Source organism: Dactylosporangium sucinum (assembly GCF_014647515.1).
Taxonomy (GTDB): Bacteria; Actinomycetota; Actinomycetes; order Mycobacteriales; family Micromonosporaceae; genus Dactylosporangium; species Dactylosporangium sucinum.
Genome location: NZ_BMPI01000087.1, coordinates 1 through 22,087, shown reverse-complemented (window position 1 = coordinate 22,087; position 22,087 = coordinate 1). Strand labels below are relative to the sequence as shown.

Sequence of the window (22,087 nt, the reverse complement as noted above, 5' to 3'; positions counted from 1 at the left end):
TGCGGCGACGAGGATCTCCGGCCACACGAGGACACCCATGGCGCGTGGGACTGCCGCAGCTGCGCGCGGGTTTTCAGCTTGAAGTTCCTGGGATTGGCGGCATCTGCCCTGTCGGCCGCACAGCCGGCGGCATCAGCGGCATCGGCTTTGGAGGCGAAGCGATGAGCACAGCCACGACCACGAGTTCCCGTTCGCGTGAAGAGATGATGGCGCTGGCCAAGGACGCGTCGGCGCGTCTGGAGAACCAGCCCGCGGAGAAGATCGTCGAGTGGGCCGCCGGCGAGTTCGGCGACCGGTTCTGTGTGACCAGCTCGTTCGCCGACGCCGTGCTCGCCCACGTGGTGTCGCGCGTCGTGCCCGGCGTCCCGGTGATCTTCCTCGACACCGGCCTGCACTTCGCCGAGACGCTGCGCGTGCGCGAGGTCGTCCAGCGGACGCTCCCGGTGACCGTGCGGTCGATCCGCCCGCGGCAGACCGTCGCCGAGCAGGACGCCGAGTTCGGCCCGCGGCTCTACGCCCGCGACCCCGACGAGTGCTGCTTCCTGCGCAAGATCGAGCCGCTGGAGCGGGCCCTGAACGACTACGACGCCTGGGCCGCCGGCCTGCGCCGCGACGAGTCGCCGAGCCGCGCCAACACGCCGATCGTGAGCTTCGAGCAGGCCCGCGGCAAGATCAAGGTGTCGCCGATGGCGCAGTGGACGCAGGCGGACGTCGACGCGTACATCTCCCGCCACAACGTCCCTGTGAACGCGCTGATGCGGCAGGGCTACGCGTCGGTCGGCTGCTGGCCGTGCACCCGGCGGACCCCTCCGGGCGGCGACCCGCGCGGCGGACGCTGGCCGATGTTCGACAAGACCGAGTGCGGCCTGCACGCCGGATGAGCTCCGCTGTTCTGCTCGTTGCACACGGCTCGTCCGATCCGCGAGCGGCGGCGACCACGCGGGCCCTGGCCCGCGCCGTCGCCGCCCAGCGGCCCGGCCTCGACGTCCGCAGCTCCTTCCTCGACCACGCCGGCCCGCGACCGGGCCACGTGCTGGTCGACCTCGAACGGATCGGCCACCGCTCGGCCGTCGTGGTACCGCTGCTGCTGACCTCCGCCTACCACGGCCGCGTCGACCTGCCGGCCGTCCTCGACGAGGCCCGCGCCGACGGCCTGCGCCTCGACCTCGCCGTCACCGACGTGCTCGGCCCCACGGCCGGCCGCGTCCCGCCGCTGCTGCTGTCGGCCCTGCGCCGTAACCTGCCCGCCGTCGACCACGACGGCGTCGTCCTCGTCGCCGCCGGCACCCGCGACGACCTGGCCCGCCACTCGGTCGACGTCGCCGCGTCGGCGCTGGGCGCGCTGCTGGGCGTGCCGTGCCGCGCGGGCTTCGCGTCGGGCTCCCCGGTGACGCCGGCGGTCGCGGTCTCGTCGCTGCGCTCGGCCGGCTGCGCTCGCGTGGCGATAGCGTCGTACTTCCTGGCCCCCGGCCGCCTCCACGACCAGGCCGTGGCCTCGGCGCTGTCGGCGGGCGCCCTCGCCCCGGCGTCCGCACCCCTGGGCGACAATCTGGACGTGGCCCGCCTGGTGGCCTCCCGGATCGGCTACGCGGCCCCGGTGCGCACGGCGGCGTGACACCCGCACGTGGTGCGTGACGGTTACCGTAGACAAATGCAGATGACATGCCCGAAGTGCCGTGGCGAGATGCGACAGTACGAGCGCAGCGGCGTCACGGTCGACCAGTGCCTGGAGTGCCGGGGCATCTTCCTCGACCGGGGCGAGCTGGAGCGCGTGATGGACGCCGAGGCCGCCTGGAACCGCAACCGGCAGCCCGCCACCCCGCCGCCACCGCAGCCGAGCTACCCGCCCGCGCAGCCGTACCAGCCCCAGTCCCACGGCTACAGCAGCCACGGCAGCCACGGCTACGGCCACTACGGCCACCACAAGCGCCACAAGCGCCACCACCGGGACAGCTTCTTCGGCGAGCTCTTCGACTGAGCGCCCGGACGACGGGCGGGCGCCCGTGGCCGGCACCCGCCCGCTCCGTTCCGCCGCGGCCCTTCCGCGCGGCGGCCCTTCCCGCCGCACCCTTCCGCACCGCCCCGCCTTCCGCGATCTTGGACTTGTGGTCCCGGATTTGTCCGAAATAAAGGATATTTCGGGGACCGCAACTCCAAGATCGCGGAAGGCGGCGCGCGTGGGAGCGGCGCGGGCGGGAGGGGCGTGGACGGGCGAGGTGGGAGCGCCGTGCGGGCAAGCGGCGCCAGGTGGCAGTGCAGTCGGAGAGAGTGACGCCAGGTGGCAGTGCGGTCGGGAAGTGGCGCTGTGTGGCCGCTCAGGGCTCACGCCGACCCGAGCCCATGATCGTGGGAAGTATCTGGCTGCCGGGACAGCCATTTCCCTTGATCATGGGCGTGCGCAGCGCCAGTGCGGGGGTGTCGCGGGACGCAAAACGCCCCGGCCGGGTACCCGGCCGGGGCGGTTCGTCTTGGAAGGGTCTTATGCGGAGTGAGCGCGGACCCGGAGGCCACCGCGGCGCTTCATCAAGCGGCGCTCGTCCTCGCTCATTCCGCCCCAGACGCCTGCGTCCTGACCGGAGTCGAGGGCCCACTGCAGGCACTCGCTGGTCACGGAGCAGCGCTGGCAGACTGCCTTCGCCTGCTCAACCTGCAGCAACGCGGGGCCGGAAGTCCCAATGGGGAAGAACAGCTCCGGGTCCTCGTCGCGGCAGAGGGCATGGTGGCGCCAGTCCGACATGGCGGCAACACTCCTTGTTTTTCGCGGATCGTTGTTGGTGATTCCCTATATGCATCTCGTGTGACGGTTCGGCTAGGCGGAGCCTGAAGATCCGTAACACGTGTGCGGGCAACGCTCAGTGGTCGTTTCGCTTGTGAATGCTTTCACGAACTATCACGATGTCAAGGGGTCCAAACCAAAAAAATCCAAGTGGGTGAGCAAGCTCACGCACTGTTTGTCCGGGTTTGTGGCGATTGAGGACCCTGGATCGCAACAGTCAGTGACCAATGTAGTACGGTTCGGTCAACGACCGAAGGGCTTTTGGAGATGCGGTCGCGGTGTCTCTCTCGCGACTCTCTGCAACTTTCTCCCCCTTCGGTGGTAACACGCCGGGGGTGACTCAACACACTACGCGTAACGCCCCGGCGACGGACGCGAAATCCAACTTGTCGCACTCTCCGATGTACTCTCCGTCGACCTGGAAAGCGATCGGCCTGGCTGCAGTCAGCGTGAAGCCGGCGAGATCATGCAGCCGCAGGACCTGCTTTCCCTTCGCCTCCCGGCGGTTCGACAGGATCTGCGCCACAGCACGTGTGGTGCTCCCGACCTGCAGTTCCCGAAGGCCCAGCACATCCAGCCCCGTGTCGAACGAGGCGCGCGGATTCGGATCCACCGGCCGTTCGCCGATGTATGTCCATGGTGCCGTGTTCTGCACCAGCATCCACGTTAGCCCGGTCTGCGCCGTTTCGCCGGGGAGGTCGAGTGTCAGCAGCGGCACACGGCGATTCGTGGCGATGAACTGCGCCATGATGGCCCGGAAGTACAGCCACGGCGTCGACGTCGAGCCCTTGTGCCGGGCCTGGTCCACCCGCCGTACCACTTCCGCGTCGATCCCGAGGCCCGCGCAGAACGTGAAGTAGCGGTCGTCCGCCCGGCCGAGGCCGATGATCCGTTCGCGGCGGTCGCGCAGCGCCTCCAGGATGGCGCCGGTGCCCTCGGCCCAGTCGCTCGGCAGCCCCAGGGCGCGGGCGAAGACGTTGGTGGAGCCGCCGGGCACGACGGCGAGCGCCGGACGGTCCTGGGCCCGCTGCGCCGCCGGCCCCGAGTCGAAGGTCATCAGGCCGTTGACGGCCTCGTTGACGGTACCGTCGCCGCCCAGCGTCACCACGAGGTCCATGCCGTCGCGGGCGGCCTCCCGCGCCAGGTCGGCGGCGTGGCCCCGGCGCTGCGTGTAGGCGACGTCGAGCTTGACCTGGCTGCGCAGCGCCCGCACGAGGATGTCGCGGCCGCGTTCGGTGGTGGTCGTCGCATTGGGGTTGACCACCAAGAGCGCTCGCATGGGCGGCACTGTACCCCTTTCACTGCGCGATAAGGTTGGACCCGCACCGGCCGTGACACGGACCTCCACCAGGAAGGATGCCTCAGTGAACGACGAGCAGACCCCGGCGACGCTGCGGTGGGCGGTCCGGCTGCTGCTGCTGGAGGGCGCGGGGCTCGCCGTGCTGACGCTCCTGTTTGTGTACTGGGACCTGACCGCCGACTTCGCCGCGATCGAGATGGCGCTGTCGTCGACGGGCTACGTCGGGCTGATGGCCGCAATTTTCATCGGCGTGGGCATCGCGCTGCACCGGCGCAAGCGCTGGGCGCGCGGGCCGGGGATCGTCGTGCAGATGCTGCAGATGCCGATCGGGTGGACCATGCTCACCCACGGTCAGCCGTATGTCGGCGCCCCGCTGTTCGCCCTCGGCCTGACCGGGGCCATCCTGCTGTTCGCACCCTCGACGCGGGTCGCCCTCGGGGTCAGATGAACCCGCGGGATCGCCGCGTGTTCTACGCTCGGTGGTCGTGACGGTCGCTCCCGCATACCAGCTCCTCGCCGACCGCATCCGCGACGAGATCATGTCCGGCCAGCTGCGCCCCGGTGAGCGCCTGCCTACCGAGCCACAGCTGTGCGAGCAGTCGGGCCTGAGCCGCTCCACGGTGCGTGAGGCCCTGCGCCTGCTCAGCAGCCAGCACCTCATCGTCACCACGCGCGGCGTCAACGGCGGCAGCTTCGTGGCCGAGCCCGACGCCCTGGCGCTGGGCGACTCGCTGTCGGACGGAGTCGGGCTGCTGCTGGCCAACGGGGCCGTGCGGGGCGACGAGTTCCTGGAGGTGCGGCGGATGCTGGAGGTGCCGGCCGCCGGCCTGGCCGCCGCCCGCCGGCAGCCGCACCACCTGGCCGAGCTGGAGCGGGCGATGTTCGACCCGGACGTCGACGACCTCGACCGCCGCATCGAGGCGCACGCCGCGTTCCACCTGGCCGTGGCGGCGGCCTCGGGCAACGCGCTGCTGGGGCTGGTGGTGCGGCCGCTCTACACGGTCGCCGACCGGCGGGCCGTGGAGGCCGCGGCCCCGCTGCCGATGTGGCGCGAGATCGACCGCGACCACCGCGCGCTGCTGGAGGCCATCCGGGCCGGCGACGTGGACCGGGCGATGTCGATCGCCCGGGATCACATCGATCACGTCCGTCCGGCGGAGCTCGCCACGGAGCGCCGCAACGACCCGGTCCCGGGGGTCGACCGCCTCTAAGGCCTAGGTCGGGCGGCGCTTGGTCAGGCGGATGCTCGCCTGGTGCCCGTCGACGGTGGCCGAGACCTCGTCGGCGAGCGCGCTGAGCACCTGCCAGGCGAAGGACTCGCCGCCCGGGAGCCGCTCCTCGGGTGATCCCAGGGGGACGGTCGTCTCCACCGTGAGGGCGTCGGGGGTGACCGTGAAGCGGCAGGCGAGTTCGACCGTGTCACCCAGTTGGGGGGTCTCGCTCGCGACCGCGAGCAGCATCGCGCACGCCTCGTCGACCGCGATGCGCAGGTCTTCGATCTCGTCCAGCGTGAACTGCAGGCGCGCGGCCAGGCCCGCGGTGGCCGTGCGCAGCACGCCGAGATATGCGGGTGACGCCGGCACGGCGAGCAGCACGACGTCGTCGCCGTCGGCGCCGGACCTCTTCGACACAACCTGAGTCAACGCGATGAACCCCCTCGCACGCGACTCTACGGCGTTGCCGCACCCAGTGACGCGGCGAGTGCGGTCAGCGGGGCTCCCGCCAGCCGATAGGGGACCCAGTCGGACTTCGGGCCGGCGCCCAGGGCGTCGTAGAACTGCCGGGCCGGGTTCCAGTCGAGGACCGCCCACTCCAGCCGCGGGTAGCCGCGCTCCACGCAGACCTGGGCCAGCGCGGCGACCAGGGCCTTGCCGGCGCCGGTACCGCGGGCGGCCGGCCGCACGTACAGGTCCTCCAGGTACACGCCGTGGGTGCCCTCCCACGTGGAGTACGTGAGGAACCACAGCGCCATCCCGATCGGGAGGTCATCCGATGACACGGCGACGTGGCAGAAGACCCGCGGGTCGGGGCCGAACAGCGCGGCGGTCAACTGCTCCTCCGTGAGGTGGCACTTGTCGAGCTCGCGCTCGAACTCGGCCAGCTCGTAGACCATGGCGACGACGGCGGGCACGTCGGCGGGAGTGACGGGACGAATCAACACGGCTCCAAAGAAACGCCCCCACCCGGCGCGGGCGCCGGATGGGGGATGAAAGGTCGAGCAGGCTCAGGCCTGCTTGGTCTCCCAGAAGATCTTCGCAATCTCGTCGATCTTCGCGAGGAGCTGCTCGCCGACGGCCGGGTCGACGGAGCCCTTGGCGCCCGAGGCGCCGGCCAGCTTGGTGGCCTCGTTGAAGAGCGAGTGCAGCTGCGGGTACTTCTCGAAGTGCGGCGGCTTGAAGTAGTCGGTCCACAGCACCCACAGGTGGTGCTTGACCAACTCGGCGCGCTGCTCCTTGATGATCAGTGCCCGGGTGCGGAACTCGGGGTCACTGCTGGCCTGATACTTCTCGGCAATGGCTTTGACGGACTCGGCCTCGATCCGGGCCTGCGCCGGGTCGTAGACGCCACACGGCAGGTCGCAGTGGGCGCTGACCACGGTGCGCGGCGTGAAAATCCGCGACAGTCGCATCGAACCCTCCAGGGTGATTTGCGATGATCCTCAGTGCTGACCCTACTCCTATCCACGTTCGGGGATTTCATGCGGCTGCCGTGGTTTGCGGCACTAGTGAGCGGCCCCTCCATGGCTCCCGCTTTGCGTCACGGCGACCGTGTCCTTATCGTGCGGACGGCACACGCTCGCCCGGGTGACATCGTGGTGGCACGGTTCCGGAGCCGTCCCGACCTGCTGGTGGTGAAGCGTGTGCAGCGTGCGGATGGCGACGGGTGGTGGGTCGTGGGAGACAACCCGTTCGCCAGTGACGATTCCGAGCGGTATGGTCGCGCCGACATCATCGGACGTGTGACATTTCGCTGGTGGCCACAACCGGTGCGCTTCCGGCGAGCCCGGGCGTAAAGTGTTGCGGATACGGGAGACCCCCGCCGCAGCCTCTGTTCCCGCGCTTTCCACCCGCGCCGCGCGTCATCTCTGCACAGTCAGCCTGGCAACCGTGGCAAAGGAGCCCCCGTGCCTACTTCCGTGTCCGATCCTGTCTTCGATCTGCATCACGGCGGCAAACTGGCCGTTCAGTCGACCGTCCCGCTGTCCACTCGCGAGGACCTCTCGCTGGCCTACACGCCGGGTGTGGCCCGGGTCTGCGAGGCGATCGCCGCCGACGAGTCGCTCGTCCACCGGCTCACGTGGGTGGGCAAGGCGGTCGCGGTGGTGACCGACGGCTCCGCGGTCCTCGGCCTGGGCAACATCGGCCCGCGCGCCGCGATGCCGGTCATGGAGGGCAAGGCCGTGCTGTTCAAGCAGTTCGGCGGGGTCGACGCCGTGCCGATCTGCCTCGACACGCAGGACCCGGACGAGATCGTGCGGATCGTGACCGCACTGGCGCCGTCGTTCGGCGGCATCAACCTGGAGGACATCTCGGCGCCGCGCTGCTTCGAGATCGAGCGGCGGCTGGAGGAGGCGCTGCCGATCCCGGTGTTCCACGACGACCAGCACGGCACCGCGATCGTCGTGCTCGCCGCGCTGCGCAACGCGGCCAAGGTGCTCGACCGCAAGCTCAGCGACCTGCGGGTCGTGGTGAGCGGCGCGGGCGCGGCCGGCGTGGCGGTCACCCGGATGCTGATCAGCGGCGGCGTCGCGGCCGGCGACATCATCGTGCTCGACTCGCGCGGCTGCATCCACAGTGGACGGACCGACCTCAACGCGGCCAAGGCGGCGCTGGCCGCCGACACCAACTCCGGCGGGGTGACCGGCGACATCGCGGCCGCGCTGCGCGGCGCCGACGTGCTCGTCGGCGTCTCCGGCGGCACGATCCCGGAGGCGGCGCTGGCCGGCATGGCGCCGGGCGGGGCGATCTTCGCGCTGGCCAACCCGACGCCCGAGGTGCACCCGGAGATCGCGACGCGCTACGCGAGCGTGGTCGCCACCGGCCGCAGCGACTTCCCCAACCAGATCAACAACGTGCTCGCGTTCCCCGGCATCTTCCGCGGCGCGCTCGACGCCGGGGCGACCCGGATCAGCGACGGCATGAAGGTGGCCGCGGCGACCGCGATCGCCGAGGTGCTCGCGCCCGAGGAGCTGTCGACCGGCTCCATCGTGCCGAGTGCGCTCGACCCGCGGGTGGCACCGGCGGTCGCCACGGCTGTGGCGGATGCCGCTTTGCGCGACGGCGTCCTGCGTTAGGGTCGCGGCATGCGTGCCGCCTTCGCGACCGGCTTCGATGATGCCGACCCGCTCGCCGTGCTCACCATCGGCGACGCTCCCGAACCGACGCCGCTCGACGGCTGGGCCGTGGTGGAGGTGCGCGCGAGCGCCCTCAACCACCACGACCTGTGGTCGCTGCGCGGCGTCGGGCTCCGGAAGGAGCAACTGCCGATGATCCTCGGGTGCGACGCCGCCGGGATCGGGCCCGACGGCAGCGACGTGGTGGTGTACCCGGTCGTCTACACCGAGAAGGGCAGCTTCTCGATCCTGTCGGAGCACTACCAGGGCACGATCGCCGAGCGGGTGACCGTGCCGGCGTACAACCTGGTGCCGAAGCCGGCCGAGCTGTCCTTCGCGGAGGCGGCCTGCCTGCCCACGGCGTGGCTCACGGCGTACCGCATGCTGACCACCCGCGGCCGCCTGGAGACCGACGGCGCGGTCCTCGTGCAGGGGGCGGGCGGCGGCGTCGCCACCGCCGCCGTGCTCATCGGCCGGGCCCTCGGCGCGCGGGTGTATGCCACCAGCCGCGACGCCGAGAAGCGCGAGAAGATCGCGGCGCTGGGCGCCACCGCGCTGGAGCCCGGCGCGCGGCTCCCCGAGCGGGTCGACGTGGTGATCGAGACGGTCGGCGAGGCCACCTTCGAGCACTCGATGAAGGCGGCCAAGACGGGCGGCCGGATCGTCGTCTCCGGCGCGACCAGCGGTCACCTGCCGAGGGTGGACCTGCGCCGGGTGTTCGCGCTCCAGCTGGAGATCCTCGGCACGAGCATGGGCACGCCGGACGAGCTGGCCGACCTCATGGCGCTCATGGCGCGCACCGGGGTCCGCCCGGTCATCGACTCGGTCGTGCCGTTCAGCGACGTGCGGAAGGCGTTCGAGCACCTGCACTCGGGCGACATCTTCGGCAAGGTCGTCATCGATCACACCGCCTAACCCCTTCGCGTCGATCTTGCAGTTGTGGTGCCTGACAAACCCGGGCATTCAGGGAGTGTCCTGGCACCACGACTGCAAGATCGACGCGTTCAGAGGTGGGAGTCCAGGTCGACCGTCGGTTCCAGGGACTGGCGGGCGGCCTGGTCGCCGTACAGCTCGAGGCGCAGGAACGCCAGCGTGCTCGTCGCGACCGTCTGGTAGGACGCCGAGCCGGGGGTGAGGTACGGGTTGTTGTGGTCGCCGCCGGGGACCGTGAGCATCGCCTTGGACCACGGGACCGCGTCGTAGGCCGCCTTGCCGGAGGCGTAGGACACCAGCGGGTCAGCCGTGCCATGGACGAAGAGCATCGCAGCGGGTGTACCGCTGAAGTCCAGGCCCACGCCCAGCCCGCTGCCGGCCAGGACGATCCCGGCCCGCAGCCGCGGGTCGCGGTCGACCGCGAACAGGCCGACCGTGGTGATCGCCCCCGCCGAGTGACCGGCCGCCGCCAGCCGGTGGGCGTCGATGCGCTTGCCGAGCGGACCGGCGAGCACCTGCCTGAGCACGTAGCTCGCGTCGGCCGGTTGGTTCAGCACGTCGTAGGCGTCGAGCTTGGCGCCCTTGGTCGTGTTCGGGTACGCGGGCGCGATGACCACGAAGCCGGCCGACGCCCACTGCCGCAGCAGCGAGGCGAAGTGCTCCGGCGCGCCGTTGAGGCCGTGGCTGAAGAGCACCGCGGGAGCCTTTGCCGGCCGGTCCGGCAGCCAGATCACCGTCCGTAGCGTGCGGCCGGCCCTGGAGTACGTCACCTCCTGCTGCGTCACCGAGACGCTCCCGGTCGGCTCGGCCAGCGGCGCCGGCAACTGGACGGCGGCGAGCTTCGGCGCCGTCGCGGTGGCCGTGGGGGAGGAGTCGACCCAGTGCGAGGAGGGCTCGCCGGTGCAGCCGGCGAGGAGGGACACCGCCAGCAGTGCCGCGACTAGGCGCATGGGACCAACGGTACGAGCAGCCGTGGCGATCACCGTCTTTCCCACCGGGCGAATTCCGGCTAGGTTCCCGCCCATGACCGTCGTCTTCCGCGCGCTCACCGCCCTGAGTGCCGTGGCCGGGATCGTCGCCCTGTTGCTCTACACCCACGACGGCACCGTGTTCGTCTACTTCACGGTGCAGAGCAGCGTCATCATCGCCGCGGTGTGCGCGCTGGCCACGGCCCGGCCGGTCCCCGCCTGGGTGCGCGGCGGGGCGACGCTGTTCAGCTGCATCACCGGCAGCGTGTACCACACGCTCCTGGCCAACCCGTCCAGCCCGTTCTTCATGGCGGACAACGGCCGGAACACGGTGCACAACCTGCTCCTCCACACGGTCACCCCGCTGCTGGCCGCGGTCACCTGGCTGCTGGTCGACCGCGCGCCCGTCCGCTGGTGGTACGCGGGGGTCTGGCTGGGTTATCCGCTCGCGTACCTCGTGTTCGCGCTGATCCGGGGCCTGTTCGTGCACGAGTACCCGTACCCGTTCCTCGACGTCGACGAGCTCGGCTACGGCGGCGTGACGATCACCTCGCTCGGCTTCACCGTCGCGTTCTTCCTGCTCGGGTTGTTGTTGATCGGCCTCGGCGCGCTGGTGCGGCGGTTCCTGCCGTGGGCCGAGGTTTCAGACCAGCACGCCCGGGTTGAGGATCCCGCGGGGGTCCAGTGACCGTTTCGCGGCCCGCAGCGCGCCGGCGAACAGCGGCGAGCGCTCGCCGTCGTACCACGGCCGGTGGTCGCGCCCGACCGCGTGATGGTGGGTGATGGTGCCGCCGCTGGCCGCGATCGCGTCGCTCACCGCCGTCTTGATCTCGTCCCAGATCTCCACCTCGGCACCGCGGCGGGCCGGGGTGATGACGGTGAAGTAGGGCGCCGGCCCGTCGGGGTAGACGTGGGTGAATCGGCAGGTGACCACGGCGACGCGGGTCGGAGCGGCGGCCTGGACGGCGGCCACGACGGCCGCGTGCAGCTGCTCGAACCGGCTCCACGTGCACGCCGTCTCCACGGTCTCGACGACGAGGCCGAGGCGGATCAGAGCGTCGCGGGTGTACGGCGCGCGCAGGAACGCGGCCCGGAAGGTGTCCCCGGCCGGGTCGTGCTCGCGCTCGGTGCCGCCGTGCGCCCGGCAGATCTCCAGCGCGACGGGCAGCAGGGCCGCGGACGGGCCCTCGAAGCCCAGCAGCAGGCGGGCCCCGCCGTCGCGCGCGCCGGCGTTCAGCATCGCCTCGGCGGGGTCGAGCAGGCGGCAGTTGCTGGGGCGCAGGCCGGCCTGCACGAGGTCCCTCACGGCGGCCACGGCTTCGAGGTACACCGGGAATCCCAGGCTCGCGGAGACCTTCCGCTCCGGTCGCCGGGTCACCCGCAGCCACGCCTCCACGATCACGCCCAGGGCGCCCTCGGAGCCGAGGAACAGGCCGGTGGCCGCCGGGCCGGCGCCGCTGGAGGGCACGCGCGGCGACTCGACCGACCCGAGCGGGGTGATCACGCGCAGCGCCTCGACGAAGTCGTCGATGCGGGTGGGGCCGGTCGCGTAGTGCCCGCCGGCACGCGTCGCCAGCCAGCCGCCGACCGTGGAGAACTCGAAGCTCTGCGGGAAGTGCCGCAGCGTCAGGCCGTGCGGGCGCAGCGCGTCCTCCAGCGCCGGGCCGAAGACGCCGGCCTGGACCCGCACCGCCTGGTTGACCTCGTCGATCTCGGCGATCCGGTTGAGCCGGCCGAGATCGAGGGAGATCCACGGGCCGTCGCCGCGGTACTCCACGCCGCCGACCACCGACGTGCCTCCGCCGTACGGCACCACCGCGGCGCCGACCGCCTCCGCCCAGTCGAGGACGGCCACGACGTCGTGCGCCGTGCGGGGGTAGCAGACCAGGTCGGGCGCGTGCTCAAGCTCGCCGTGCAGGGCGCGGACGACGTCGCGGAAGGCCTTGCCGTAGGCGTGCGCGGCCCGCGCCATCGAGTCGGACGCGAACGCCTCCTCCATCATGGACGGCGGCACGAGCCGCGGCGGGCCGAGCAGCGGGTCGAAGGGGATCGGCAGGACCGAGCCGTCGATCGGCATCCAGGGCCGTAATGCCTGCTCCGCCAGCTTGCGGCAGGCGGCGTCGTCCAGCGCCTCGTCGGCCCAGCCCCAGCCCCACCACGACTTCTCGCGCCAGCGGCTCACGTGGGGGACTGTGCCACAATCCGACACTGTTCGGCCACTGTCGGCAGTCGCGACCTCGGTATTCTGTCGGCCATGTCTGATGACCGCATGGATCCGAGTCAGAACACCCAGGCCTTCCAGGCGTGGGTCGACAATCAACCGGCGGCAGAACCCGCCCGCTCCAAGGTCTTACCGGTCGCGCTCGCCGTCGCCGCCGCCGCGGTGGTGGTCGTGGTGCTCGTCGTCGTGTTCGCGCTGTAGATCCCGACCTGCTCGAACTGCGTCACGCCCGCAAGGGTGGCGTCCTTCTCCAGCCGTTGCCGGGCCGCGTCGTCTCCGTTGAGGCCCCACAGCAGGAAGTCGAGGATCGTCGCCATCGCCTGGGTGTGGCCCCGCTCGGCGTCGCCGGTGCCGGCGCCGTGCTCGCCGCCCTTGATGGTCAGGAACGCCTTCGGCCACGGGTCCTTGCCGTACGATTCGCGGCCCTGGCTGTAGGCCACCACCGGGTCCTTGTCACCGTGCACGAACAGCAGCGGCACCGGTTCGCCCTGGTACGTGGAGGTGGGCCGGCCCGCCAGCAGCACGCCGACCCTGAGCCGCGGGTCGCGCTTGCCGGTGAACAGCCAGTTGGTGGTGGTGCCGCCACCCGAGTGCCCGATCGCCCCCATGCGCTCGGGGTCGATGCTGTTCGCCAGCGGATTGCCCGGCAGGAGCATCTGGCTGATCACGTACGAGGCGTCCGTGGCCTGGTTGGGGACGTCGAGCTTGTTGAACTTGGGCCCGTCCTTCTTCGTGAACGGATACGCCGGCGCGACGACCACGTAGCCGGACTCGGCGAGGAAGCGGGTCACCGACTCCTGCATCTGCGGGTTGCTGTAGAAGCCGTGGCTCCACAGCAGCAGCGGGAACGCGCCGCCGGCCGGGGTCGCGTCGGCCTGCGCCTTGCCCTTGCTCCGCCGGCCCTTGGCCGGATACCAGACCATCGTCGGCAGTGGACGGTCCTTGCCGCGCGCGAAGCTGAACTTGCGCAGGCCGACGGGGTAAGCGCCGGGCGCGGCGGCCATCTGCGCCGCCCCCACGGCCGTCGTTGCGGGCGCCTCGGTGGCGGCGCCGGAACCGACGAAGACGCCGCCCGCGACGAGCAGGGCGGCGGTCAGGAGCGACACGGTTGCAGTTCGATTGCGACGCGGGGGCACGTAAGGAATGTAGGTGTGACCTGCGGTATTCCGTTATCGCCCGTGTGGTGACATTCGATTACCTTCATGGGCTACATCGCTCTCACGCTCGAATGACCCATTTGGCCGACACGAATGAGACAGCCGGGCGATGCGCGGGCATTGTTACGCATTTATCCGAAATTTCGGACATGGCGCGGACGTGGTGGTCCGGGACGCTCATGATCGATGGAGAGTCCTGGTTGCTATGACAGCCGGAACTCTCCATCGATCATGAGACTGCGCGGTGCGGGCGGCCTCAGTCGTCGTCCTCGTCGTCGAGGCGGGCCAAGTAGACGGCCAGGCGCTCGATCGGGGTCTCGAACTCCGGGTTCTGGTCCACGAAGTCGCGAAGGCGTTCGGCCAGCCACTCGAGGGTGACCTCCTCCTCGCCCCGGCGGGTGGCCAGTTCCTCGATGCCGCGGTCGGTGAAGTACACGATGGGTCTCCGGAAAAAACGGGGGAGGGCACGGCATGCCGTGCCCTCCCAGAAGAACTGCAGGTCAGCGCTTCGGCAGGGCGGCCTCGATCAGGGCCTGCTGCTCGGCGTCGTGGAGCTTGGTCGAGCCGACGGCCGGCGCGGCCGCGGCCGGGCGGGAGATCCGGCGCAGGCCGACGCCCTGCAGGTGCTCCAGCAGGTTGAGGGCGATGAACGTCCAGGCGCCCTGGTTGGCCGGCTCCTCCTGGACCCAGGCGAAGTCCTCCGCGTTCGGGTACTGCTCGAGCGCGGCGCGCAGCTCGTCGACCGGCATGGGGTACAGCTGCTCGACCCGGATGATCGCGGTGTCCGTGATGTCGCGGTCGGCGCGGGCCTGGAGCAGGTCGTAGAAGACCTTGCCCGAGCAGAGCAGGACGCGCTTCACGGCGTTCGGGTCGAGGGAGGTGCCCTTGATGCCGGGGTCGGCGACAACCGTCTGGAAGGTGCCGTTGGTGAAGTCCTCGACCGGCGAGACGCAGAGCCGGTGCCGGAGCAGCGACTTCGGCGTGAAGACCACCAGCGGCTTCTTCTTCGGCGACAGGGCCTGGCGGCGCAGCAGGTGGAAGTGGTTCGCCGGGGTGGTCGGCACGGCCACGCGCATGTTGTCCTCGGCGCACAGCTGCAGGTACCGCTCCAGGCGGCCGGACGTGTGGTCCGGGCCCTGGCCCTCGTGCGAGTGCGGCAGGAGCAGCGTCACGGCGGTGCGCTGGCCCCACTTGACCTCGCCGGAGGAGATGAACTCGTCGACGATCGACTGGGCGCCGTTGACGAAGTCGCCGAACTGGGCCTCCCACATGACCAGCGCCTCGGGGTTCTCGACCGAGTAGCCGTACTCGAAGCCCATCGCCGCGAACTCCGACAGCAGGGAGTCGTAGACGAACAGCTTGCCGCCATTGTCGATCAGGGCCGACATCGGCATGTAGTCGGCGCCCGTCTCGGCGTCGACGATGCCGGCGTGCCGCTGGACGAAGGTGCCGCGGCGCGAGTCCTGGCCGGACAGGCGCACGGTGACGCCGTCCCTGACCAGCGAGCCGAACGCGATGACCTCGCCGAAGCCCCAGTCGATGTCGCCCTCGACGGCCATCTTGGCCCGCCGGTCGAGCAGCTGCTGGACGCGCTTGTGCGGGGTGAAGCCGTCGGGCAGCTTCACGTGCGCCTCGCCGATCGCGCGCAGGACGCTCTCCTCGATCGCGGTCTCGAGCTGCGGCTCGGGCTCCGGCTCGCGCAGCCGGGTGAGCCGGGCGGCCGGGCTGGAGGACGCGTCGCGGGTCGCCTTGAAGACCGTCTCCAGCTGCTCGTGGTAGTCCTTGAGCAGGGCCTCGGCCTCGGTGATCGGGATGTCGCCGCGACCGATGAGCTCCTCGGTGTAGATCTTCCGGACCGAGCGCTTCTGGTCGATGATCGCGTACATCAGCGGGTTGGTCATCGACGGGTCGTCGCCCTCGTTGTGTCCCCGGCGGCGGTAGCAGACCAGGTCGATGACGACGTCCTTGTTGAACGCCTGGCGATACTCGAACGCGAGCCGCGCGACGCGGACGACGGCCTCGGGGTCGTCGCCGTTGACGTGGAAGATCGGCGCCTGGATCATCCGGGCGACGTCGGTCGAGTACAGCGACGAGCGCGAGTACTCCGGGGCGGTGGTGAAGCCGACCTGGTTGTTGACGACGACGTGGACGGTGCCGCCGGTGCGGTAGCCGCGCAGCTGCGACAGGTTCAGCGTCTCCGCCACGACCCCCTGGCCGGCGAACGCGGCGTCACCGTGCACGAGCAGCGGCAGGACCGTGTAGCCCTCGAGCTTGAGGTCGATCTTGTCCTGCTTGGCCCGCACGATGCCTTCCAGCACCGGGTTGACCGCCTCCAGGTGCGACGGGTTGGCCACCACGGAGACCGTCGTGGCGTGCTCGCCGTCGGGGGTGGTGAACTTCCCGGTCATGCCCAGGTGGTACTTCACGTCGCCGGAGCCGTGCGCCGACTTGAGGTCGAGGTGGCCCTCGAACTCGGAGAAGATCTTCTCGTAGGGCTTGCCGACGATGTTGGCCAGCACGTTGAGCCGGCCCCGGTGCGCCATGCCGATGACGACCTCGTCGAGGCCGCTGACCGCGGAGTTCTGCAGGATCTCGTCCAGCAGCGGGATCAGCGACTCGCCGCCCTCCAGCGAGAAGCGCCGCTGACCGACGTACTTCGTCTGCAGGAAGGTCTCGAAGGCCTCGGCGGCGTTGAGCCGGTTGAGGATGTGCTTCTGCTCGTCGGTGTCGGGCTTCTGGTACGGCTTCTCGACCCGCTCGGCGATCCAGCGCCGCTCCTCCGGGTCCATGATGTGCATGTACTCGACGCCGACCCGGCGGCAGTAGGAGTCGCGCAGCACGCCGAGCACGGCCCGCAGCTTCATCTTCTGCTTGCCCGCGAACCCGCCGACCGGGAAGACGCGGTCGAGGTCCCACAGCGTGAGCCCGTGCTCGAGCACGTCGAGGTCGGGGTGGCGGCGGATGCGGAACTCCAGCGGGTCGGTGTCGGCCATCAGGTGGCCGCGCACGCGATACGCATGGATGAGCTCGATGACCCGGGCGGCCTTGTCGATCTGGCCCTCGGAGGTGCGGGCCACGTCGCGGACCCAGCGCACCGGCTCGTAGGGGATGCGCAGCGCGGTGAAGATCTGGTCGTAGAACCCGTGCTCGCCGAGCAGCAGCTCGTGCATGACCTTCAGGAACTCGCCGGACTGCGCGCCCTGGATGATGCGGTGGTCGTACGTGCTGGTCAGCGTGATGATCTTGGAGATGCCCAGGTCGGCCAGCGTGTCGTCGGACATGCCGGCGTAGGGCGCCGGGTACTCCATGGCGCCGACGCCGATGATCGTGCCCTGCCCGGTCATCAGCCGCGGCATCGAGTGCACGGTGCCGATGCCGCCCGGGTTGGTCAGCGAGATCGTGGTGCCGGCGTAGTCGTCCATGGTCAGCTCGTTGCGCCGGGCGCGGCGGACGACGTCCTCGTAGGCCGACCAGAACTGGCGGAAGTCCATGGTGTCGGCGGCCTTGATGCTCGGGACGACGAGCGCGCGGGAGCCGTCCGGCTTGGCCAGGTCGATGGCGATGCCGAGGTTGACGTGCTCGGGCTGGACCAGGTTGGGCTTGCCGTCGACCTCGGCGAACGAGTTGTTCATCTCGGGGTGCTCGGCGAGGGCCCGGACCAGCGCGTAGCCGATCAGGTGGGTGAAGCTGACCTTGCCGCCGCGGCCGCGGGCCAGGTGATTGTTGATCACGATGCGGTTGTCGGACAGCAGCTTCGCCGGGACCGCCCGCACGCTCGTCGCGGTCGGCACCTCCAGCGAGGCGTCCATGTTCTGCACGATGCGAGCCGCGACGCCGCGCAGCGGGGTCGTCCTGGCGCCGCCGACCGGTGCGGGGGCCTCCTTGGTCGGCGCCGGCTTGGTGGCCGGCTTCGGCTTGACCTCCGCCTGCACTGCCGCCTTGACCTCCGCCTTGGCGGGGGCGGGTTTCACTGACGCCGGCTTAGCCGCGACGGCGGGCGCCGCCTCGGCGGCGGCGTCCGGGCTGGGCTTGTAGTCGGCGAAGAAGTCGTGCCACGCGGAGTCCACGCTGGCCGGGTCGGCGAGGTACCGCTGGTACATGTCCTCGACGATCCACTCGTTCGGGCCAAAACCCGCCAGCGGGTTCTCCTGCGAGTTGGTCGCTTGGGTCGACACGGCTCTTGATCGCCTCTTCCAAACGCGAGTTCTAGGGGTTTCCGATGTCCGGGTCAAGGCTACGCGCTGCCTAACGCTCGTTCGTCGCCGACGCCGCCGGAGTGACCATGTAGACGAGGGCCCGGTGTCTTCCCATACAACTGTGGCCGCCGGATGGCGGCCACAGCTGTCCTAGATCTTGCGCAAAACTTGCTAGGCGACGTCTCGCTTGCGGGTGATCAGCGTGCCGATGGTGCCGAGGATGACCGCCCAGGCGATCAGCACGACGGCGCCCGCCCAGCGCGGCGGCAGTTCGGTGTCGCCCAGCTGCGACGCCAGCGAACCGACCACATGCTGGGACGCGAGCGGCGGGATGTACACGGCGCTCTCGAAGACCCAGTCCTCCTTGATGACGTACTCGCGGATCAGCGCGAGCACGATCAGCGCCGCGTAGGTGCCGATGGTGTACAGGGCGGTGGCCGTGATCGTGGCGCCGATCTGGCTGCGGATGAGCACGCCGATGCCGATGCCGAAGATCGCCCACAACATGTACACGAGCAGGTTGAGCAGGATCGCCTGTTGCGCCGTCCAATGGCCGAGGCTGTTGCCGACGCCCTCGCCGCTGAAGAACGCCACGCCGATGGCGACCGAGATGGCCGTGGTCAGCAGCCAGAAGGCGAATCCCATGATCGCGGCGGTGACCAGCTTGGCCACGATGACCTTGGTGCGCTTCGGCGTCGCGAGGAAGGTGGCCGTGGCCGTCTGGTGGTAGAACTCGTTGGTGATCAGCAGGATCGCCATGAGCATGACCAGCATGAGGCCGAAGAACTGCCCCGACGTGTAGACGTTGGCGGCGATCTTGGCCAGGCCGGCCCCGGAGTGGGCCGCGGCGATGCGCTCCTGCTCCTGCCGCTGGTACTCCTCGAACTGCGCGCGGTCCGCGTCGCTCATGCCGGGCGGCGGCTCCTGCGAGACGTAGGAGTCGTCGAGCTGCGAGTTGGCCTGGAGCGAGTTGATCCACAGCGCGAGGCCCGTGAACGCCACCGAGCAGAGCAGGAAGATCCACCACATGTTGGTGGTGCGGAGCTTGATCAGCTCGGCGCGGATGAGCCTCATCGGATGGTCGCCCTTCCCTGCGTCAGTTCCAGGAACACGTGCTCCAGGTCGGGGCGCTCGGCGACCAGCTCGTGCAGCTCCACGCCGGACTGCAGGGCCAGCCGGCCGACGGCCGGGGCGTCGAGGCCGGTGATCAGGTGCGCGTCGCCGCCGTTGGGGTTGATCGTCCCGCCGGCGCCGCGCACGGCCGTCACCAGCTCCTGGATGTTGGGCGTGCGGACCCGGACCTGCGGGCCGGTGGCCGTCGCGCCGACGATCTGCTCGACCGGGCCCTGCGTGACCAGCTTGCCGGCCGCGATGATGACGATGTCGTCGGCCAGGATCTCCATCTCCGACAGCAGGTGGCTCGACACCAGCACGGTGCGGCCCTGCTTGGCCAGGCCCTGGAGCAGCCCGCGCATCCAGCGGATGCCCTCCGGGTCGAGGCCGTTGGCCGGCTCGTCCAGGATCAGCACCTGCGGGTCACCGAGCAGCGCCTGCGCGATGCCCAGCCGCTGCTTCATGCCCAGCGAGTAGCCGCGGAACTTGCGCTTGGCCGCCGGCGTCAGGCCGACCAGCTCCAGCACCTCGTCGACGCGCGACGCCGGGATGCCCGCCGCGGCCGCGACGCACCGCAGGTGGTTGCGCGCGGTGCGGCCCTTGTGCGCCGCCGAGGCCTCCAGGATGGCGCCGACCAGCCGCAGCGGCTCGGCGACGTCGGCGTAGCGGTGGCCACTGATCGTGGCCGCGCCGGACGTCGGCGTGACCAGGTTGAGCACCATGCGCAGCGTGGTGGTCTTGCCGGCGCCGTTCGGACCGAGGAACCCCGTGACGCGACCCGGTTCGACCACGAACGACAAATTGTCGACGGCTCTGACGTTTTTGTACTGCTTGGTCAGGCCGGAGACGACGATCTGCCCGTTGTTGGACAACGTGCCGCTCCCTCCCCTTCGAAGTAAGCCGTCAATATGGCATGCCTAGGCGACGCCGATGACCCCGCCCCGGGTTGGCGCTAGCGGTCCGCGACGCGGATGACGTTTTTGAGGCCCGACCACGTGTCGTCGATCGCGCACACCTTGACGTCCACCCGGCCGTTGGCCAGGGCGTGCTCTCGCACGACATTCTCATCCAGGTCGGTTGCCAGGCCGGACGAACGCTTCGGCCAGGCGATCCACAGCGCCCCGGCCGGCGGCGTGAGCCGGTGCAGCACCGCCCAGCGCCGGCGCAGGCGGGCCTGATCAGGGCAGAAGCAGACGATGACGTCGTAGAGGCCGGGGCTGCTGCGCCGGTGCAGCACCACGTCCGCCGGCAGTTCGGTCAGCTCGAACCCCGCCGGTGCGCCGTCGAGGAGCACCCGGTGGCCGGCGTTGACGCCGAGCTTCTTGGGCAACGGTGTGCCTGAGTATCCCGCCATAGCTGATCACGGTAACCACAGTTCACCCGCCAGCCATGCAGGCAACCAGTCATCGTCAGCCATCCGCAGGGGTCGACCTCTACACCGAACGCATGACCATTCTCGCCGTCGCCGCCGGCCCGCAAGAGCTGGGCGACACTTCTCGGTACACCCTGCTGGTGGCCACCGACGGCGCCCAGGTGGAGGCCGCACAACGGCTCCGCTACGACGTCTTCGCCGGTGAACTCGGCGCCACCCTGCACAGCCCCGCGCCGGGGCTGGACGTCGACGACTTCGACGAGTTCTGCGACCACCTGATCATCCGCGAGGAGCTGACCGGGCAGGTCGTCGGGACCTACCGCATGCTGCCGCCCGCCCGCGCGGCCGCCGCCGGTGGCCTCTACGCGGAGACCGAGTTCGACCTCGCCGGGCTGGCCCCGCTGCGCGGCGACCTGGTCGAGACGGGCCGCTCCTGCGTGCACCCCGACCACCGCAGCGGCGCCGTCATCAACCTGATGTGGGCCGGCATCGCGCGGTACATGCACCTGCACGGCCACCGCTGGCTGGGCGGCTGCGCCTCGGTCCCGCTGTTCGACGGCGGCGTCACCGCGGCCGGCGTCTGGGACCTGGCCCAGCGCAAGCACCTGGTGCCGCCGGCCTGGCGGGTGCGCCCCCGCAACCCGTGGTCCTTCGAGGGCGTGGAGCTGCCGGCCAAGGTCGACGTCCCGCCGCTGCTCAAGGGGTACCTGCGGCTGGGCTCCTGGGTGGGCGGCGCGCCCGCGCACGACGCGGACTTCGACTGCGCCGACTTCTACGTGCTGCTCTCGCTGGACCGGGTCAACCCGCGGTACATGCGCCACTTCCTCGGGCAGGGGTAACGCGATGGCTGTCATGGACAGCCTCTGGCTGCCCCGTTCGACGTGCGGGGCGGACTGCCTGGCCGACCGCCCGGCCGGCACCGTCCCCCGCGTGATCATGGTGAAGCGGATCGTCGCCACCGGGTCGGTCCTGCTCTTCGCCGCGCTCTGCGTGCCCGTCCTGGCCCTGCTGCCGCAGCGCGGCCTGGTCGCCGCCCAGCGCGGCCTGGCCCGCGCGATCCTGGCCGGCCTGGGCATCCGTCATTCGGCCACGGGCAAGATCCCGCAGCGCGGCGCCCTGCTGGTCGCCAACCACGTCTCGTGGCTCGACGTCGTGGTGATCCTGGCGCACACGCCGGCCCGCCTGCTGGCCAAGCGCGAGGTGCGGGCCTGGCCGCTGATCGGCCGGCTGGCCGCCACGCTCGGCACCGTCTTCGTCGACCGCTCGAAGCCCAAGAGCCTTCCGGCGACGGTCGCCCAGGTCCGCGCGAACATCGCCTCCGGCGGCGTCGTCGCGGTCTTCCCCGAGGGCACGACGTGGTGCGGGAAGATGGGCGGCGCGTTCCGGCCGGCCATGTTCCAGGCCGCGGTCGACGCCGGCGTGCCGGTGGTGCCGGTCCGCCTGACGTTCGCCCAGGCCGGCACGGTGTCGACGGTCGCGGCGTTCATCGGCGACGAGACGCTGCTGCAGTCGCTGAAGCGCGTGGTCGCGGCCCGGGATCTGTCGGTGAGCTTGCGCGCGCACCCGAAGCTGCACCCGGCTCCGTGCGACTCGCGGACCCACCCTCGCCGCGTACTGGCCCGCGCCGCCACCGCCATGGTCGCCGCCTAGGAGACCGCTGAATAATCCGGCGTGCCGTCGCACCGGTTTGATCGGGTTTGGTCGATAATAGGTGGGTG

General features: G+C 70.6%; 24 protein-coding genes. 11 read left to right on the top strand and 13 right to left on the bottom strand.

Annotated elements, in window-relative coordinates:
- Nucleotides 1-161: 161 nt before the first annotated feature.
- From IEZ31_RS49195 to IEZ31_RS49185, 3 genes are read left to right on the top strand one after another with little or no spacing between them, the layout of a single operon-like run.
- The gene (locus tag IEZ31_RS49195; protein WP_190257051.1) at nucleotides 162-881 is read left to right on the top strand and encodes a phosphoadenylyl-sulfate reductase; all 720 of its coding nucleotides are present in this window, start codon (nucleotides 162-164) and stop codon (nucleotides 879-881) included.
- Nucleotides 860-1,615: a sirohydrochlorin chelatase gene (locus IEZ31_RS49190; RefSeq protein WP_373294822.1), complete on the top strand. Its 756-nt coding sequence runs from the start codon at nucleotides 860-862 to the stop codon at nucleotides 1,613-1,615. Before IEZ31_RS49195 ends, IEZ31_RS49190 begins: the two co-directional genes overlap by 22 nt.
- Nucleotides 1,616-1,651: 36 nt before the next feature.
- Nucleotides 1,652-1,978, top strand: coding sequence for a TFIIB-type zinc ribbon-containing protein (locus IEZ31_RS49185; RefSeq protein WP_190257049.1), 327 nt, complete (start codon nucleotides 1,652-1,654; stop codon nucleotides 1,976-1,978).
- Nucleotides 1,979-2,479: 501 nt separating this feature from the next.
- Here IEZ31_RS49185 and IEZ31_RS49180 read toward each other — a convergent pair.
- Nucleotides 2,480-2,737, bottom strand: a complete 258-nt coding sequence (locus tag IEZ31_RS49180; RefSeq protein WP_190257048.1) for a WhiB family transcriptional regulator — start codon at nucleotides 2,735-2,737, stop codon at nucleotides 2,480-2,482.
- A 379-nt stretch (nucleotides 2,738-3,116) separates the two neighbouring features.
- Nucleotides 3,117-4,055: a diacylglycerol/lipid kinase family protein gene (locus tag IEZ31_RS49175; protein ID WP_190257070.1), complete on the bottom strand. Its 939-nt coding sequence runs from the start codon at nucleotides 4,053-4,055 to the stop codon at nucleotides 3,117-3,119.
- Between the two features lie 85 nt (nucleotides 4,056-4,140).
- Between IEZ31_RS49175 and IEZ31_RS49170 the strand changes: the two genes are divergently transcribed.
- Together IEZ31_RS49170 and IEZ31_RS49165 are read left to right on the top strand one after the other, a co-directional pair.
- The gene (locus IEZ31_RS49170) at nucleotides 4,141-4,524 is read left to right on the top strand and encodes a hypothetical protein (protein WP_190257047.1); all 384 of its coding nucleotides are present in this window, start codon (nucleotides 4,141-4,143) and stop codon (nucleotides 4,522-4,524) included.
- Between the two features lie 37 nt (nucleotides 4,525-4,561).
- Nucleotides 4,562-5,287, top strand: coding sequence for a FadR/GntR family transcriptional regulator (locus IEZ31_RS49165; RefSeq protein ID WP_229837047.1), 726 nt, complete (start codon nucleotides 4,562-4,564; stop codon nucleotides 5,285-5,287).
- Nucleotides 5,288-5,290: 3 nt separating this feature from the next.
- On the opposite strand, the gene IEZ31_RS49160 is transcribed toward IEZ31_RS49165, so the two are convergent.
- From IEZ31_RS49160 to sodN, 3 genes are all read right to left on the bottom strand, one after another.
- The gene (locus IEZ31_RS49160) at nucleotides 5,291-5,707 is read right to left on the bottom strand and encodes an ATP-binding protein (RefSeq protein WP_190257046.1); all 417 of its coding nucleotides are present in this window, start codon (nucleotides 5,705-5,707) and stop codon (nucleotides 5,291-5,293) included.
- A gap of 38 nt (nucleotides 5,708-5,745) precedes the next feature.
- The gene (locus IEZ31_RS49155; RefSeq protein WP_444542480.1) at nucleotides 5,746-6,237 is read right to left on the bottom strand and encodes a GNAT family N-acetyltransferase; all 492 of its coding nucleotides are present in this window, start codon (nucleotides 6,235-6,237) and stop codon (nucleotides 5,746-5,748) included.
- A 63-nt stretch (nucleotides 6,238-6,300) separates the two neighbouring features.
- On the bottom strand, nucleotides 6,301-6,705 hold the full coding sequence (sodN, locus tag IEZ31_RS49150) for a superoxide dismutase, Ni (RefSeq protein WP_190257045.1): 405 nt from the start codon (nucleotides 6,703-6,705) through the stop codon (nucleotides 6,301-6,303).
- 69 nt (nucleotides 6,706-6,774) lie between these two features.
- Here sodN and IEZ31_RS49145 point away from each other — a divergent pair, with 69 nt between their 5' ends.
- From IEZ31_RS49145 to IEZ31_RS49135, 3 genes are all read left to right on the top strand, one after another.
- Entirely contained in the window at nucleotides 6,775-7,089 is a 315-nt protein-coding gene (locus IEZ31_RS49145) for a S24/S26 family peptidase (RefSeq protein WP_190257044.1), read from the top strand.
- Nucleotides 7,090-7,200: 111 nt separating this feature from the next.
- The gene (locus IEZ31_RS49140) at nucleotides 7,201-8,370 is read left to right on the top strand and encodes an NAD(P)-dependent malic enzyme (RefSeq protein WP_190257043.1); all 1,170 of its coding nucleotides are present in this window, start codon (nucleotides 7,201-7,203) and stop codon (nucleotides 8,368-8,370) included.
- A gap of 9 nt (nucleotides 8,371-8,379) precedes the next feature.
- Complete coding sequence (locus IEZ31_RS49135; RefSeq protein WP_190257042.1) at nucleotides 8,380-9,324, top strand: zinc-binding dehydrogenase; 945 nt, start codon at nucleotides 8,380-8,382, stop codon at nucleotides 9,322-9,324.
- Between the two features lie 89 nt (nucleotides 9,325-9,413).
- Here IEZ31_RS49135 and IEZ31_RS49130 read toward each other — a convergent pair whose 3' ends face one another.
- Nucleotides 9,414-10,292 (bottom strand): alpha/beta hydrolase family protein, encoded by an 879-nt coding sequence (locus IEZ31_RS49130; RefSeq protein WP_229837044.1) that lies wholly within the window; start codon nucleotides 10,290-10,292, stop codon nucleotides 9,414-9,416.
- 73 nt (nucleotides 10,293-10,365) lie between these two features.
- On the opposite strand from IEZ31_RS49130, the gene IEZ31_RS49125 reads away from it, so the two are divergent.
- Complete coding sequence (locus tag IEZ31_RS49125; protein ID WP_190257040.1) at nucleotides 10,366-10,998, top strand: Pr6Pr family membrane protein; 633 nt, start codon at nucleotides 10,366-10,368, stop codon at nucleotides 10,996-10,998.
- Here the strand turns inward: IEZ31_RS49125 and IEZ31_RS49120 are convergent.
- The 7 genes from IEZ31_RS49120 to IEZ31_RS49090 all read right to left on the bottom strand — a co-directional run bounded on the left by IEZ31_RS49120 (nucleotide 10,954) and on the right by IEZ31_RS49090 (nucleotide 20,351).
- Complete coding sequence (locus IEZ31_RS49120) at nucleotides 10,954-12,492, bottom strand: FAD-binding oxidoreductase (RefSeq protein WP_190257039.1); 1,539 nt, start codon at nucleotides 12,490-12,492, stop codon at nucleotides 10,954-10,956. The two genes, IEZ31_RS49125 and IEZ31_RS49120, sit on opposite strands and share 45 nt — an antisense overlap.
- 134 nt (nucleotides 12,493-12,626) lie before the next feature.
- Nucleotides 12,627-13,637 carry an alpha/beta hydrolase family protein gene (locus tag IEZ31_RS49115; RefSeq protein WP_190257038.1) on the bottom strand — a complete coding sequence of 337 codons (1,011 nt, stop codon included), beginning with the start codon at nucleotides 13,635-13,637 and terminating at the stop codon, nucleotides 12,627-12,629.
- Between the two features lie 307 nt (nucleotides 13,638-13,944).
- Nucleotides 13,945-14,124, bottom strand: coding sequence for a DUF6104 family protein (locus IEZ31_RS49110; RefSeq protein WP_190257037.1), 180 nt, complete (start codon nucleotides 14,122-14,124; stop codon nucleotides 13,945-13,947).
- Nucleotides 14,125-14,188: 64 nt separating this feature from the next.
- Nucleotides 14,189-17,863, bottom strand: coding sequence for a multifunctional oxoglutarate decarboxylase/oxoglutarate dehydrogenase thiamine pyrophosphate-binding subunit/dihydrolipoyllysine-residue succinyltransferase subunit (locus tag IEZ31_RS49105; RefSeq protein ID WP_190257036.1), 3,675 nt, complete (start codon nucleotides 17,861-17,863; stop codon nucleotides 14,189-14,191).
- 192 nt (nucleotides 17,864-18,055) lie between these two features.
- Nucleotides 18,056-18,958, bottom strand: coding sequence for a DUF2705 family protein (locus tag IEZ31_RS49100; protein ID WP_190257035.1), 903 nt, complete (start codon nucleotides 18,956-18,958; stop codon nucleotides 18,056-18,058).
- On the bottom strand, nucleotides 18,955-19,869 hold the full coding sequence (locus IEZ31_RS49095; protein WP_190257034.1) for an ABC transporter ATP-binding protein: 915 nt from the start codon (nucleotides 19,867-19,869) through the stop codon (nucleotides 18,955-18,957). The genes IEZ31_RS49100 and IEZ31_RS49095 overlap by 4 nt, the downstream gene beginning before the upstream one ends.
- Nucleotides 19,870-19,949: 80 nt before the next feature.
- The gene (locus IEZ31_RS49090; protein ID WP_190257033.1) at nucleotides 19,950-20,351 is read right to left on the bottom strand and encodes a DUF3052 domain-containing protein; all 402 of its coding nucleotides are present in this window, start codon (nucleotides 20,349-20,351) and stop codon (nucleotides 19,950-19,952) included.
- Nucleotides 20,352-20,443: 92 nt separating this feature from the next.
- On the opposite strand from IEZ31_RS49090, the gene IEZ31_RS49085 reads away from it, so the two are divergent.
- Nucleotides 20,444-21,208, top strand: a complete 765-nt coding sequence (locus IEZ31_RS49085; RefSeq protein ID WP_190257032.1) for a GNAT family N-acetyltransferase — start codon at nucleotides 20,444-20,446, stop codon at nucleotides 21,206-21,208.
- Nucleotides 21,209-21,212: 4 nt separating this feature from the next.
- The gene (locus tag IEZ31_RS49080; protein ID WP_190257031.1) at nucleotides 21,213-22,019 is read left to right on the top strand and encodes a lysophospholipid acyltransferase family protein; all 807 of its coding nucleotides are present in this window, start codon (nucleotides 21,213-21,215) and stop codon (nucleotides 22,017-22,019) included.
- Nucleotides 22,020-22,087: the final 68 nt, after the last annotated feature.